This is a genomic window from Clostridium sp. JNZ X4-2, assembly GCF_054889485.1.
Map to the genome: position 1 here is coordinate 3,150,345 of NZ_CM142685.1, position 14,186 is coordinate 3,164,530.

A 14,186-nucleotide genomic window follows, 5' to 3' on the forward strand; every position below is an offset into this window, starting at 1 on the left:
ATCAAGATACACTAAATGTTTCTATATCAATCTTATTATCCATGCTGGAAGATGCCTTTATAGTTCCTGTATAATTACCAGGATCTAAAGTAGTATCTATATCCATCTTCCCACCTGAAGATTCATTTATATATTTTAAGTTACCTTTATCATCATAAAGCCTGATGATTATACAATCGCTTAAATACCTGCTATTAGCCTGTATATTTATAGTTCCATCCACTTTTTCCGTGATCACAAGATTAAGCCCCTCAGCTCCATTCAGCGTTGTCAACTGGGTATCCTGTTTAGGAGGATTATTATTTCCACCAGAGCCACCGGACCCTCCTCCAGTTCCGCCAGGATTTTCATAAGTCCAATTATGATAATCAAACCTTATGACATCTCCAGATTGTGGCTTTATAGACTGGGAACCTACAGTGGCAAAGCCTTCATTTACATATATAAACCAGCTGGTACCATGGGACAAATCGGGAGCAGACTTATTCACATAGCTCTGTCCATTTACAGAAATAGAATTTATATATCCACTTTTCACTTCTACACTGTCCACCATAGATTTTAAATAATCAAAAGCAGTTTTACTGCCATCTATATTTAACACCTGCTTTTTTAAAACAGTTTCATTATTATCCTTAGTAATTTCCAACGTAAAGGTTCCTGAATTTCCGCCTCCCCCTGTACCGGGTTTGGTATCATCTCCTATGCCTCCGCTGGTAGCCTCACCGTTAAAATAATGAACCAGATCATCCACGATTACAGCCGGTACCACCAGCGCACCTCCCAATGCTGTAAGCATGGTTTTGCTGGACATATTTGATTTCAGGAAATCTGCGGTTTTTGTACTCAGGGTTTTGTAAACCAAAACCATAGGTGCAGATTTTGTGGACGCAAGAGCCGATCCGGAAAGGGCGTCTGCAAACTCATCCCCATTGGGGCCGTCTCCACTGGCTATGTACACATTGTCAAAATTAAGGTCGTCTTTGAAATTTTCAAGTACAGCCAAATTTGTATCAAACCTGGTGGTACCTCCAAGTCTTATGGCATTTGGAAGAGATGATTCCAGACTGCCGGCTATAACCGCTGTACCGCCTACTATGTAAGTTTTTGCTATATCCCGGTTTTTCAAGTAATTTTTCACTATCTGGGGAAGTTCATTACTTTGAGACAGTAATATGGGCATTCCCTTTTTTGCAGCTATGGATGCTATTGAAAGACTGTCCGCATAACCACTTCCGGATGTCACTACAATATTATCAGCATCTCCCAGTTCTTCGGCTATTTTTACAGAAGTTTCATATCTGTCTGCTCCGCCAAGTCTTTTCACACTGCTGACACCAATGTTTTTCAACTGTGACTCCACATTGTCAGAAAGGGAACTTGTCCCTCCAACCACAAATACCTTGTCCACCTTAAGCCTTTTGAGTTCACTTATAGTTTCATCACTCAGTGAATCCTGCCTGGAAAGTATTATAGGCGCATTGTATTTTTTTGCAAGAGGTGCTGCACAAAGGGCATCTGCATAGCCATAACCCTGGGCTATAACCGCAGTATTTGCACCATATTTCCACCCATCCTGACTTATTTTTAAAGATGTTTCAATTCTGTCATTTCCTGAAAGTCTGTTTTCATTTGCAGTGGTAGTCATGCCGCCGGTACTGTTTGAATCCGCAAATACATTTCCAGCGGAACTGGATAAAGCAATGCCAATTACAAACAAAAACATGACAATTCTGCTTATGATTTTCTTCATATGTTGCATATCATAATTCCTCCTTATGATCAATAATAAAGAGACCTCCAAGGGTCTCCATTATTTACATTCCAGCATAAATGTTCACATATATCTTACCAATAAAGCACATAACTTTAATAAAATATATAATATCTTTCCCTCCGAAAGAATTAACAAAAATGTCAGGCAGGCTTCCTGGCTCAGATTCATCCTACTCCCTTATCTTCCCAGATACATTACCAGTGATATAAACAAGGTTTCATCCTCCATACAGTAGCGGCGGGGCTGCAGTACTTCTTCAACTTTTCCTTTTAACTGTTAAAACAACAGCACCTAACAACAAATATTAAATTTTTACAAACAATTTATTACCTTATTGTTAAGTATATGATATAAATTTTATCCAGTCAATACATATTAAACAGGATACCGAGTAAAAACACTATGGTAAGTTTACCCAATGAATAAACTGCCACGCCCTTATAATTATCTTTCCTCCCTGGAATATGGCATTCCAAGTGCCTGAGGCATGACGGAACGTCTTGTTCTTGTTTCTCTGGTAGTAAAAATAAGGACTGCAAAAGTCAAAATATAAGGAAGCATCTGAAGTATATATACAGGAACAGCAAAGCCGAAAGCTTGAAGATGAAGTCCAAGGGAATTTATAATTCCAAAAATATATGCTCCTATCATACCCCGAATGGGATTCCACATTGCAAATATTACAAGAGCTACTGCAATCCATCCCCTGCCTGCGGTCATATTTTCACTCCAGGAAGGAGAATATGCAAGTGATATATATGCTCCTGCAGCTCCCGACAACATGCCTCCTAAAATTACACATGTATATCTTACAAGAAAAATATTTATGCCGGCTGCATCTGCGGCAGATGGATTTTCACCAACAGTTCTCACTATAAGTCCTGCTTTCGTCTTATACAGTACAAACCACATTACAAAAACCAGTATAAAACTCAGATATACCAGGGCATCATTTTTAAAAAAAATTTTTCCTATTACAGGTGTTTCATTTAAAAATGGTATACTTATTTCCTTAAATGACACAGAGGGAAGCACCCCAATATAAGATTTCCCCAAATATGCACTAAGCCCTGTACCAAATATAGTAAGAGCCACACCGCTTGCCACCTGATTGGCCTTCAATTTTATGGTAAGGATACCATGAAAAAATGCCAGGATTGCACCAGCACTGCAGCCTGCCATAAAACCCATCCACTTATTTTGAGTATGAATACTCACTGCAAATCCCACTACAGCTCCTACAAGCATCATACCTTCCACTCCCAGATTCATAATTCCCGACTTTTCAGATAGGATTTCACCAAGGCATGCATATAACAGCGGGGTTCCTGCAACAATGCCCGCCGCAATCACTGAAATCATAAAGGTACTGTTCATATGATCACTCTCCCCTCCTCACCAGTTTATACTTAAGCAATATTTCACTGCCAAGTACAAAAAGCAGTATAGAACCCTGAAACATCAAAACTGTGCTCAGCGAAAAACCCGATGTCTGCAGATTATATCCTCCTACAAAAAGTCCCCCCATAAAAAATGAAACAATTATTATACAAAATGGATTCAGCCTTGCCAAAAGGGCTATTATAATGGCCGTATATCCATATCCTGGAGATATATCCTGCTGAAGCCTGTGAATTACGCCTGATATCTCTACCATACCAGCTATTCCGGCTATTCCACCGCTTATAAACATGACAATCAGTATATTCTTTATATAATTCATGCCTGCATAAATCGCCGTATTTTTATTATTTCCGCTGACTTTTATTTCATATCCCCATTTGGAATACTTGAGAATCAAAAACATCAGCATTGCAATTATAAATGCAATAAAAAGCCCTGCATTTATATCTGTATTTCCAAAAGAGGGCAAAGTGGCATTTTGTGAAAAAGTTGCAGTTACAGGAAAATTTTTACCTTCAGGATCCTTCCAGGGGCCAAATACCAGATACTGAACCCACAAAATAGCTATATAATTTAAAAGAAGTGTGCTTATAGTTTCATTTATATTTAAAAATGCTTTTGGAACTGCCGCTATCAGAGCCCATATTCCCCCTGATATAAAACCACATACAAACATAAGCATTAAAAGTTCTCCAATGGGAAGTTCCGGAAACTTAAGCGCAGCCCAGGAAGCCCCAAAAGCTCCCATAAAAAATTGACCTTCTCCTCCTATATTCCAGAGCTTCATGCGAAATGCCAGTGAAACTCCAAGGGAAGTGAGCATAAGCGGAATGGACTTTGCCACAGTTTCAGAAATACCATATAAGGATCCGAAGGCTCCCGAAAATATCTGATAGCACACATCTACCGGATCATTTCCAGTAATGGCAATTATAACAGATGAAAATACAATTCCACCCATTAAGGACACAACAGGAACAATTATCTGTTTTATCATGGAACAGGAATTCGTTTTTTCCAGCTTCCATCTTATAAAATCTGAGTTAGCCACTATAATCATCCCTTTCATTTCCATACATCATAAGTCCTATTGATTTAACATTAACTTGACAAGGTTTTACTATACCCATTATGGATCCCTGGTGCAGTACGGCAATCCTGTCTGAAAGCTGTAATAAATCTTCAACTTCTTCACAGATAAGGAGAATTGCCTTGCCTTTATTTCTCTCATCTATCAAAAGTTTTTTTATATATTGTGAAGCACCTACATCAAGACCTCTAAAGGGATATGAAAGGACAATTATATGGGGATCCAGCTCAATTTCCCTGGCCAGAAGAAGCTTTTGTATATTTCCTCCGGACATTACGCTGATATTATCATTTATAGAAGATGTCTTAATGCCAAATTGTTTAATTACATGGGCTGTTTTTTTACATATTTTATCCCAGTTTATATAAAATCCAGGAGTATATCTATAACTTTCAAGTATCATATTTTCGGAGATATTCATATTTCCTACAAGTCCTGTGCTCATCCTGTCCTCGGGTACATAACCTATCCCCTTTTCTATATGTTTTCTCCTGTTTTCATTCATACAGCTTGATCCATTTAAAATTATATCGCCCTTTTCAATGGGAACAAGTCCTGCAATTACTTCTGCCAGTTCTCTCTGCCCATTATCATCGATTCCTGCAATGCCAAATATCTCACCTTCATGTATACTAAAAGATATATCCTTTAACTTTACAGATCCTTTTAGAGAATCACAGCATACATTTTTCATTTCTAAAACTTTTCTCTGTTTTATTTCAGCTCTTTTACTTAAAATATATATTTTACCTTTTCCCATCATCATTTCTGAAATTTCGTTTTCTTCCACATCTCCTGTATTAAATGTGCCTATTGATTTACCATTTCTCAATACTGTGATTCTATCGGTATTTTTTATAATTTCCTTCATTTTATGTGATATTATTATGATGGATTTTCCTTCTTTTACAAGCAAATGGAGGGTATTATAAAAAGCCTCTATTTCATTTTCTGTAAGCACTGCCGTAGGTTCATCCATTATAAGTACTTTTGCTCCATGCATCAGCACTTTTACAATCTCCACTTTTTGTTTCTCGCCTACTGTAAGCTGCCATATCTTTGCATCCGGCTCTACCTTCAGCCCATATTTTTCAGCACATTTTACAATCTGATTGTTTATAAGCCTCTTATTATAAATTTGTTTTAAGTTCTTAAGGCCCATCATTATATTTTCCGAAACCGTGAATGCATCCACCAGTTCAAAATGCTGGTGAACCATTCCTATGCCACAGGTTATGGAGTCTTTTGGTGAATTAAATTCCACAGTTTTTCCATTTATTTTTATCTTACCGCTGTCCGGCCTGTAAAGCCCTGATAATATATTCATAAGAGTACTCTTTCCCGCTCCATTTTCTCCTAAAAGTGCATGAATCTCTCCTTCATTTAATGAAAAACAAATTTTGTCATTGGCAGGTATTTTAGAAAATTGTTTGGATATATTTATCATTTCAACTATTGGTATTTTTTCCATGCTATCCCTCTCAAACCTTTAAAATCTGCATACCGGCTTTTTTAAAAAGCCGGTATGTAAAAATAACATACTTTATTTAGAAATTGTTCCTTCAATGCCTTTTACAAACCAGTTAAGTGAAAGCATTTGTTCATCCGTAAGCTTCTGGCCTTCAGCAACTTTCAGATTTCCTGACTGGTCATATACAGGTCCTTCAAACACATTGAATTTTCCATTTATAATATTGCTTCTATCCTTTGCAACCAGTGATCTTACATCACTGTCTACCATATTTCCGTAAGGCCCTATGTCAATTATTGAATTATCTTCAATTCCACCCCAATATTGTGATGATTTCCATGTACCATCAGCTACAGCTTTAACTGCTTTTACATAATAGGGTCCCCAGTTCCATACTGCTCCTCCAAGTACTGCTTTTGGAGCTTTGGATCTCATATCGGAACTGAATCCAATTGCATACACTCCCCTTTCCTGTGCAGTCTGGGGTACAGTTGTAGAATCCAGGTGCATTGCAAGCACATCCACTCCCGCATCTACAAGACTGTTGGAGGCTGTTTTTTCAGTTGCCGGATCACTCCAGGAATTTGTATAAACCACTTTAACTTTTACATTTGGATTTACCGATTGAGCCCCCAGTGTAAATGCATCAATATTTCTTACCACCTCAGGTATGGAAAATGGAGCTACAAACCCTATTACATTGCTCTTTGTATATTTTCCTGCAATGACTCCGGAAAGATATCTGCCTTCATAGTCACGTCCAAAATATGTACCTAAATTACTTGAAGTTTTATATCCACTGCAGTGCATAAAAACTACATTTGGAAACTTTTTTGCCACATCAGCCATATAATCCATATATCCATAAGTTGTCCCAAATATAATTTTATTTCCTTTTTGGGCAAGTTGTGTAAATACTTTTTCTGAATCGGCAGTTTCAGGAACATTGTCCACATATGTTACTTCTGCATTTGGCATATGACTCATCAGATATTTTCTGCCCTGCTCCTGGGCATAATTCCAGCCTGTATCACCTATAGGACCTTCATAGACAAAAGCAACTTTAATTTTTTTATTACTCGAGGCAGATTGCTCCTTGGTCTTGTTTTGACATCCGACTATAAAACTTGACATTGCCACAATAACACACAATAAAACCAGACTGACTTTTCTCAATTTTTTCATAATTTCCCCCCATATTATAATTCGTCGTCAAAAAATTTTTGAACAAAATAAAAAGGAGACCCTTGCGGATCGCCATTATTTACATCTGAATGTAACCATTTGCGTATATATTACAAATAAAACGCAGTTTAACAAAATGTATAATACCCTCCCTCCGAAAGAATTAACAAAAATGTCAGGCAGGCTTCCTGGCTCAGATTCATTTTACTCCCTTATCTTCCCAGATACATTACCAGTGATATAAACAAGGTTTCATCCTCCATACAGTAGCGGTGGGGCTGCAGTGCTTCTTCAACTTTTCCTTTCAACTGTTAAAAAACAGCACCTAACATTAAATATTAAATTTTTACAACCATTTATTATCTTATTGTTAAGTATATGATATAAGATTTACACAGTCAACACATATTCAAATCAAATATTCCTAAAAAAGAAGTGATCTACGTTTTCACATAAATCACTTCCTGCATATTATATCACCTATACAAGGGATTTTAACATAATATATTGTCTACTCACAGTATCTGCATTTAAGCCTGCTTTCAAATTCTTCTATAAGTTTATCCCTGAATTTTGGATGGGCAATTTTTATAATCTCTTTATGTCTTTCTCTCAGTGACTTTCCTTTAAGCTGGGCTATTCCATACTCAGTAACTATATACTGTATATCATTCCTTGAAGTTGTAACAGCCTCCCCCCTATTTAGGAAAGGAACTATTCTTGATATCTTTCCCCCTGCTGTAGTGGATGATATGGCCATAATGGATTTTCCGCCTTCAGCCATACTGGCTCCCCTTACAAAATCAATCTGTCCGCCCACACCGCTTATCTGCTTAACTCCTATACTTTCAGAAGATATTTGTCCAGTCAAATCTATCTCCACACAGGAGTTTATACAAACCATTTTATAATTTTTCATTATAACCATGGGATCATTTACATAATCTACGGGATAACATTCAACCATGGGATTGTCATCTACAAAATCATATAATCTGCTGCTTCCCATAAGAAAAGTAGTTATTATTTTCCCTCTGTGGATGCTTTTCCTGCTGTTTGTGATAACACCGGATTCCACCAGGTCTATAACTCCGTCGGATATCATTTCAGAATGTATGCCCAAATCCTTTTTGTCTTTTAAGGATGAAAGCACTGCATCCGGGACAGCTCCTATTCCAAGCTGAAGAGTGGATCCGTCTTCTATTAAAGAAGCACAGTACTCACCTATTTTCTTTTCCACATCCCCTATTTTAGGAGGTTCCATTTCAATTATAGGTCTGGAACTTTCAACTATATAATCTATGTCTGAAATGTTTATAAAGCAATCTCCTAAAACCCTGGGCATATTTTCATTCACTTCTGCAATAACCAGTTTGGCGCACTCTGCCGCCGGCTTTATATAATCATTGGACACCCCAAAACTGCAAAAGCCATGTTTGTCCGGCTTGCTTATCTGAATTAGTGCCACATCTACGGGTATATAATTCTCTTTAAACAACTTAGGGACCTCATGAAAAAAGCAGGGAATATAGTCTGACCTTCCAGAGTTAACAGCTTCTCTTGTATTCTTTCCGAGAAATAGAGAAGTGTAGTGGATATATCCTTTCAGCCCTTCCTGTACATATTCACTTTCAGATATGGACAGCATACTGTACAGTTCCACATCTCTATATCTTGTCTTATTTCTTACCAGGGCATGTAAAAGCATCCTAGGTTCTGCAGCTGCATGTCCAAAAACCACGTTATCACCAGACTTGATTTTAGACACAGCTTCATCAGCATTAACCAGCTTACTTTTATATAAACTTTTTAATTTTACGGAAACCATTTCAACACATCCTTTCAATTCAATATTAACATATTAATGTATGATATAAAATTTATTCAGCCAATAAAAAAACAAACACACGGAGGTGCATATTTATATATCTAATTGATAATAGATAATTTTCTTTATATTTTGAATATTATCTATTTTAATGTTATAATGTAAATACGAATTTCCATAAATATGTAAATAAGGGAGATGGTCAATGTGTTAAAAGCTATTATTTCAACAGGAAAGTATGTGCAGGGGAACGGAGAACTCAAGAAAATATCCAGCTATATTAAAGATCTGGGTAATAGTTTTTTGGTAATAACCAGTGAAAATGGAATTAAGAGAACAAGAAAAACAATAGAAGAAAGCCTCAAAGGCAAAAATTGTTCTCTATCTTTTGAAATCTTTAATGGAGAATGCTGTAAGAGTGAAATAGACAGGCTTCACAAAAAATTAAAACATAACAACAACAATGTGGTAATTGGTGTAGGAGGCGGTAAGATATTTGATACTGCAAAAGCAGTTGCCTATTATGGCGGTGTTCCAGTTGTAATCGTTCCAACTATAGCTGCAACAGATGCACCCTGCAGTGCACTTTCTGTAATATATACCGATGAAGGTGTATTCAGTGAATACTTAATGCTTCCTAAAAACCCGGACCTTGTACTTGTAGATTCAGAAATAGTTGCAAAAGCTCCTGCAAGACTGCTTATTGCAGGAATGGGTGATGCATTGGCCACTTATTTTGAGGCAAGGGCCTGCGTTAAATCCGGAGTAACTACTATGGCTGGAGGAAAACCCACCAAAGCTGCATTCACACTTGCTAGATTATGTTATGATACACTTTTAGAAGACGGGCTCAAGGCTAAATTATCTGTCTTAAACAAAGTGCCTACTAAGGCTTTAGAAAATATAATTGAAGCAAACACTTATTTGAGTGGAGTTGGTTTTGAAAGCAGCGGAATTGCAGCTGCACATGCTGTTCACAATGGGTTTACAGCAATTAAAGAATGCCATGAATTATATCATGGAGAAAAAGTGGCTTTTGGAACCTTAGTACAGTTGATTCTTGAAAACAGTCCTATTGAAGAGATAGAGGAAGTGATAAATTTCTGTATTCAAGTTGGTCTTCCAATTACATTAGGTGATCTTGGGATTAAAGAAATAAATAAGGATGAACTATTGAAGGTAGCGGAAATTTCCTGCTATAAAAATGATACTATGGGAAATATGCCTTTTGAAGTTACAAAAGAAGATGTGTATTCTGCAATACTCACTGCTGACGAAGTGGGAAAAATGTACAAGTAAAAAACAAGCAGCTGGTGGATGGTAACTGCCCCCAGCTGTTTATTTCTTTGCTATTGTATATCATCTTCCAAAAGTGCCTTGCCTGAAACCAGTCTTGAAAGAGATATATCCCTTATATTTATGAGATTGCTGCTCATAAAATTATTTTGGGCCATTTTTTTATACAGCTTTGAAATCAATTTATTAAACCCTAGGATTACATTGTCAGGAGGAATAATCACAGGGATATTCCTCAGTTCCGTAAGGGAAATATACTTCTGGTTGTTTCCCGTTATTCTAGTTTTCATATAATCTTTCATTTTATCGGAAGACAGATACATAAAAATAAACTCTGCCATTTTCTCACTTGAAGAGGTTTTTATAAGTCCTATGTTTTTTATGGCATAATCTATGCACTCGTCCTGAACAAACAGTGTATTGCCTATAGTTCCAATCATGGTTATTAGCGTATCAAATTTTTCCACCCTGCTTCTTTTATTGATCTTTTCAAAATCATCTTTTGATATAAAATTAACATTTTTAAGCTGGATATTGTTGTTTTTTATATTTCTGGAGGTTATAAGTTTATATCCTGTTTCTTTTTTTTTAGGTGATTCATGCGTGCCGTCTGTTACATGAACTATATCCTCCATTTTTTCAACCTTCCAGCCACTGGGTATAATTCCCATTTTGCTTTTTCGAAATTCACCCCGGCTAAAAGGTCCAAAATCCATAAACCAATATTTAAAAATAGTATCTGCCATTTCATTCATCACTTTGTTCATTTCATCATTCAATTTAATTTTGTCATCTAATGAAGAGAGGATGAATATAATCCTTTTCTGCTGAGCCATGGGTGGTATATATATTTCCAGATTTTCAATGATTTTTTTTGTAAGTGATGTGCTGTTTTCACCCTCCATAGTCATGGAAAATAACGTATTTTGTGTTTTATCCCACATTAAAAAATACTTTAAAAAAACAGGATGGATAATGTATTTTTTTACCCTTATTACAGAAACATGCTGATTTACCCTTCCCCCTATTATATCTTCAGGCACCAGAGTAAACCTGAGGGAAGAATTCAACTTCATGTTAATCAATATATCTCCTTTTTCCAGTTTTACACCTTTCATCTTTTCCGCCAAATTATATTCGATAAATGCAAGCCCTTTATAATTAAACCTGTTATTGCCTATATTCTGGCTTTTTACAAAAGGTACTCCGGATTCCACATAACCTTCTCCATTACCTATTGCAGTTGATCCTCTGCTTATCTTGAAGCAAACGCTGCCCAGTTTAGCTTTCTTCCAACAAATTTCCATGTTTTAGTTCCTCCAGATTATGTTTTATGGATATATCCAGTCTACTGCTTTCATCCATCTGTCTATACAATTTTTCAGTAAGTTTGGACATTTTATTTTCGAACAAAATCTCTTTAAAACTTCTTTCTTCTTTCCACAAATAGCAATCTTCCGCCTCATCTTCAATTTGCTGTAATCTCTTTTCCATTATTGATGCCTCCTAAAAATATTTTTTACTATAATACCTGCAGTTAAATCTATTTTCAAATTCATCTATTAATTCATCACTAAATTTTCCAATTTCATAGGGATCATTTTAAAACTACCCTTTAAAAAATTTGATTTACTCTGCTGAAAAATAAAAAAGAGAATCCAAAGGGATTCTCTTTTTATATGTTAATACAACTGTTTACAAATCAAAAATATACTGCACAATTCACAAAAGCCTACAAGGTACTGCGTACTGCCTTCCGGCAACGCTCCTTAACCTTCACATATGCAACAGTTTGCTTAAGCCACGTAATATCTCCCCCTCCGAAAGAATTAACACTTATTAGGCAGGCTTCCTGGCTCAGATTCATTTTACTCCCTTGTCTTCCCGGATATATCACCAGTGACATAAATAAGGTTTCATCATCCATACAGTAACGGTGGGCTGCAGTGTTTTTTGCACTTTTCCTTTTAACTGTCATTTAAATGTCCTCTAAAATAACAGCACCTAACAGTACATATTAAATTTTTATAAAATATCTGTTCTTAACTGTAGTATATATTAAAAATTTTTATAAGTCAAATGCACTCCGTTTAATAATTTATTTTTATATTATTATCTCTTTTATTTTTTCTTTTATCTTCTCATCCACTTTTACATTATAATTTTTTAGTGACACATTTATATTTAGATTCAATGAAATTCTCACTGCTTCCTTTAACGCTACTATAAAAGGATCTACCTGATTGTATAATTCCATAAGGCCATTTATTTTTTTCTGGTAATCCGATATTTTGTCCAAATCATTATTGAGAAATGCCTTGTAAGTATGGATAAAAAGGTTCGCTTTTACATTAGTAAGACCTCCTATTATGCCATCTCCACCGCAATTCAAATTAGGTATCAAGTATTCATCAAACCCAGAAAATATGGAAAAATCTTTTTTATATGACTTAACTTTTTGTACATAACCTCTTACATTGCTTATAGAATCAGTTGTATCTTTTATACCAACAATATTTTCAAATTCGGTTACCAATTTAAGTACGAAACCCGGAGATAAGTTTGTGGACGTCCTTGCAGGAAAATTATAAAGCAAGATAGGGAGTTCAGTATTTGCAGCTATGGTTGAATAGTATTCATAAACATACTCCTCATTCAAACTAAAAAAATATGGGGTTATAATCAAAACGGCATCTGCACCATATTTTTTAGCATATTTATTTAATTCTATAACTTCCCTTATATCATTACTTCCTGTGCCAACTATTAGCTTTGTTCTTCCACCAACAACTTCACTTATAAATTTTACATAATCTTTCTTTTCTTTCAATGAAAGATTAAAAAATTCTCCTACACTTCCCAGAGCAACAATACCATCTACTCCATCTGAAATCAACTTTTCAGCTAAAATACTTTGATTTTTTGTATCTACTGTTCCATCATCATTAAAAATAGTAACCATAGGTGTAATTATTCCCTTAAACATTTCAATCTCTCCTTGTATAATTAATTTACTTTTGTATCATTTCTTTAGGAAATTCAGTAAGCAACTTCGTACCCGTATCTGTCACCTGCAATATATCAGTTATCCTGGGTCCTCCTACTTCCTTTTTATATATAGTTGGCAATAATAAATCCACTACCATATTTTTCTCCATTATGGTTTTCCCATCCCGCCTTATAATTGGATAAAATTCGGATTGTCTTAATCCCACTCCGTATCCAATAATATCTATAAAATTTTTCCCGTATCCTGCATCCTCCACCACTTTAAAGGCGGCATCATAAACAGCTCCTACTGATACACCCGTTTTTACGGTTTCAATTGCTTTATTCTGGGCCCGAATTAAAACATTGTATATATTTCTTGTTTCAGGATCTACATTGCCAAGTGCTACAGTTCTACACATCTTTGAAGTATATCCCTTGTAGGAAGCTCCTAAATGAATTACAACAGCTTGGTTATTGTCAATAATATAATTGCCTGCAAAAGGATGAATTATAAGCTGTCTTTTTTGTATTAAAACCTGCATTCTAAAAGTTGAGCCTTCTGAACCCGACTTCTGCATAGCATATTGTGCCTCGGCAAGTACCTGAACCTCAGTCATTCCCGGTTTAATAGAGGTTATTGCAGCTTCCATACCCTTTTCTAAAAATTCACTGGCTTTTTTTATACATTCTATTTCATTTTTATCTTTTATAGAACGAATCCTGTAACATATATCAGTTATATCCACAAAATCCATTCCCCTTAAACCCTTGCGCAGGGCATCAAATACACTAAATTCCACAAAATACTTGCTGAAACCGACTCTAGGAGAATCAAATCCCATATCTTCTTTTATTACCTGCACTAATTTTTCACCTAAATTACTTTGAGGGAAGGCATATCCCACTACATTTGAAACAGCACAGTTCTTTTTTATAAATGGTAAATCTATACCTAAAGTGATACAGACACACTCTCCACTGGCGGGAACAACAAGAGCCATACATTCAATATTCGTCAATCCGGTATAATAGATTAAATTTTCTCTATCTACCAACACGGCTATGTCTATACCTGACTTTAAAAGTTCCTGCTGAAATTTAATGAATCTTTTATTATATGTTTTCTCCATAAAACCCCCTCCTG

At 35.8% G+C, this 14,186-nt stretch carries 11 protein-coding genes and 3 riboswitches; of the genes, 1 reads left to right on the forward strand and 10 read right to left on the reverse strand.

What is annotated here, in order from left to right; genetic code table 11:
* Window position 1: 1 nt before the first annotated feature.
* The 6 genes from ACYUJ6_RS15170 to ACYUJ6_RS15195 form a co-directional block, all read right to left on the reverse strand.
* Window positions 2-1,762: a cell wall-binding repeat-containing protein gene (locus tag ACYUJ6_RS15170; RefSeq protein WP_461843537.1), complete on the reverse strand. Its 1,761-nt coding sequence runs from the start codon at window positions 1,760-1,762 to the stop codon at window positions 2-4.
* Window positions 1,763-1,903: 141 nt separating this feature from the next.
* Window positions 1,904-2,087, reverse strand: a riboswitch (cobalamin riboswitch).
* Between the two features lie 134 nt (window positions 2,088-2,221).
* On the reverse strand, window positions 2,222-3,154 hold the full coding sequence (locus ACYUJ6_RS15175; RefSeq protein WP_461843538.1) for an ABC transporter permease: 933 nt from the start codon (window positions 3,152-3,154) through the stop codon (window positions 2,222-2,224).
* Between the two features lie 4 nt (window positions 3,155-3,158).
* On the reverse strand, window positions 3,159-4,232 hold the full coding sequence (locus ACYUJ6_RS15180) for an ABC transporter permease (protein ID WP_461843539.1): 1,074 nt from the start codon (window positions 4,230-4,232) through the stop codon (window positions 3,159-3,161).
* Window positions 4,225-5,742, reverse strand: coding sequence for an ABC transporter ATP-binding protein (locus ACYUJ6_RS15185; RefSeq protein WP_461843540.1), 1,518 nt, complete (start codon window positions 5,740-5,742; stop codon window positions 4,225-4,227). The genes ACYUJ6_RS15180 and ACYUJ6_RS15185 overlap by 8 nt, the downstream gene beginning before the upstream one ends.
* A 72-nt stretch (window positions 5,743-5,814) precedes the next feature.
* Window positions 5,815-6,927 carry a BMP family ABC transporter substrate-binding protein gene (locus ACYUJ6_RS15190; RefSeq protein ID WP_461843541.1) on the reverse strand — a complete coding sequence of 371 codons (1,113 nt, stop codon included), beginning with the start codon at window positions 6,925-6,927 and terminating at the stop codon, window positions 5,815-5,817.
* Window positions 6,928-7,088: 161 nt separating this feature from the next.
* Window positions 7,089-7,271, reverse strand: a riboswitch (cobalamin riboswitch).
* 167 nt (window positions 7,272-7,438) lie between these two features.
* Window positions 7,439-8,755 carry an acetyl-CoA hydrolase/transferase family protein gene (locus tag ACYUJ6_RS15195; RefSeq protein ID WP_461843542.1) on the reverse strand — a complete coding sequence of 439 codons (1,317 nt, stop codon included), beginning with the start codon at window positions 8,753-8,755 and terminating at the stop codon, window positions 7,439-7,441.
* A 207-nt stretch (window positions 8,756-8,962) separates the two neighbouring features.
* Here ACYUJ6_RS15195 and ACYUJ6_RS15200 point away from each other — a divergent pair, with 207 nt between their 5' ends.
* Window positions 8,963-10,054: a glycerol dehydrogenase gene (locus tag ACYUJ6_RS15200; RefSeq protein ID WP_461843543.1), complete on the forward strand. Its 1,092-nt coding sequence runs from the start codon at window positions 8,963-8,965 to the stop codon at window positions 10,052-10,054.
* Window positions 10,055-10,104: 50 nt separating this feature from the next.
* On the opposite strand, the gene ACYUJ6_RS15205 is transcribed toward ACYUJ6_RS15200, so the two are convergent.
* The 4 genes from ACYUJ6_RS15205 to ACYUJ6_RS15220 form a co-directional block, all read right to left on the reverse strand.
* Window positions 10,105-11,358, reverse strand: coding sequence for a restriction endonuclease subunit S (locus tag ACYUJ6_RS15205; RefSeq protein WP_461843544.1), 1,254 nt, complete (start codon window positions 11,356-11,358; stop codon window positions 10,105-10,107).
* Entirely contained in the window at window positions 11,333-11,545 is a 213-nt protein-coding gene (locus ACYUJ6_RS15210; protein WP_461843545.1) for a hypothetical protein, read from the reverse strand. Before ACYUJ6_RS15210 ends, ACYUJ6_RS15205 begins: the two co-directional genes overlap by 26 nt.
* A 331-nt stretch (window positions 11,546-11,876) precedes the next feature.
* A riboswitch (cobalamin riboswitch) is annotated at window positions 11,877-12,073 on the reverse strand.
* Between the two features lie 82 nt (window positions 12,074-12,155).
* Window positions 12,156-13,037, reverse strand: coding sequence for a dihydrodipicolinate synthase family protein (locus tag ACYUJ6_RS15215; protein ID WP_461843546.1), 882 nt, complete (start codon window positions 13,035-13,037; stop codon window positions 12,156-12,158).
* A gap of 25 nt (window positions 13,038-13,062) precedes the next feature.
* Window positions 13,063-14,172 carry a M24 family metallopeptidase gene (locus ACYUJ6_RS15220; RefSeq protein ID WP_461843547.1) on the reverse strand — a complete coding sequence of 370 codons (1,110 nt, stop codon included), beginning with the start codon at window positions 14,170-14,172 and terminating at the stop codon, window positions 13,063-13,065.
* Between the last annotated feature and the right edge of the window lie 14 nt (window positions 14,173-14,186).

Bases quoted from the DNA above. Each gene is read 5' to 3' on its own strand.
- ACYUJ6_RS15170 (WP_461843537.1), bottom strand. From the start codon at position 1,762: ATGCAACATATGAAGAAAATCATAAGCAGAATTGTCATGTTTTTGTTT.
- ACYUJ6_RS15175 (WP_461843538.1), bottom strand. From the start codon at position 3,154: ATGAACAGTACCTTTATGATTTCAGTGATTGCGGCGGGCATTGTTGCA.
- ACYUJ6_RS15185 (WP_461843540.1), bottom strand. From the start codon at position 5,742: ATGGAAAAAATACCAATAGTTGAAATGATAAATATATCCAAACAATTT.
- ACYUJ6_RS15190 (WP_461843541.1), bottom strand. From the start codon at position 6,927: ATGAAAAAATTGAGAAAAGTCAGTCTGGTTTTATTGTGTGTTATTGTG.
- ACYUJ6_RS15195 (WP_461843542.1), bottom strand. From the start codon at position 8,755: ATGGTTTCCGTAAAATTAAAAAGTTTATATAAAAGTAAGCTGGTTAAT.
- ACYUJ6_RS15205 (WP_461843544.1), bottom strand. From the start codon at position 11,358: ATGGAAATTTGTTGGAAGAAAGCTAAACTGGGCAGCGTTTGCTTCAAG.
- ACYUJ6_RS15210 (WP_461843545.1), bottom strand. From the start codon at position 11,545: ATGGAAAAGAGATTACAGCAAATTGAAGATGAGGCGGAAGATTGCTAT.
- ACYUJ6_RS15215 (WP_461843546.1), bottom strand. From the start codon at position 13,037: ATGTTTAAGGGAATAATTACACCTATGGTTACTATTTTTAATGATGAT.
- ACYUJ6_RS15220 (WP_461843547.1), bottom strand. From the start codon at position 14,172: ATGGAGAAAACATATAATAAAAGATTCATTAAATTTCAGCAGGAACTT.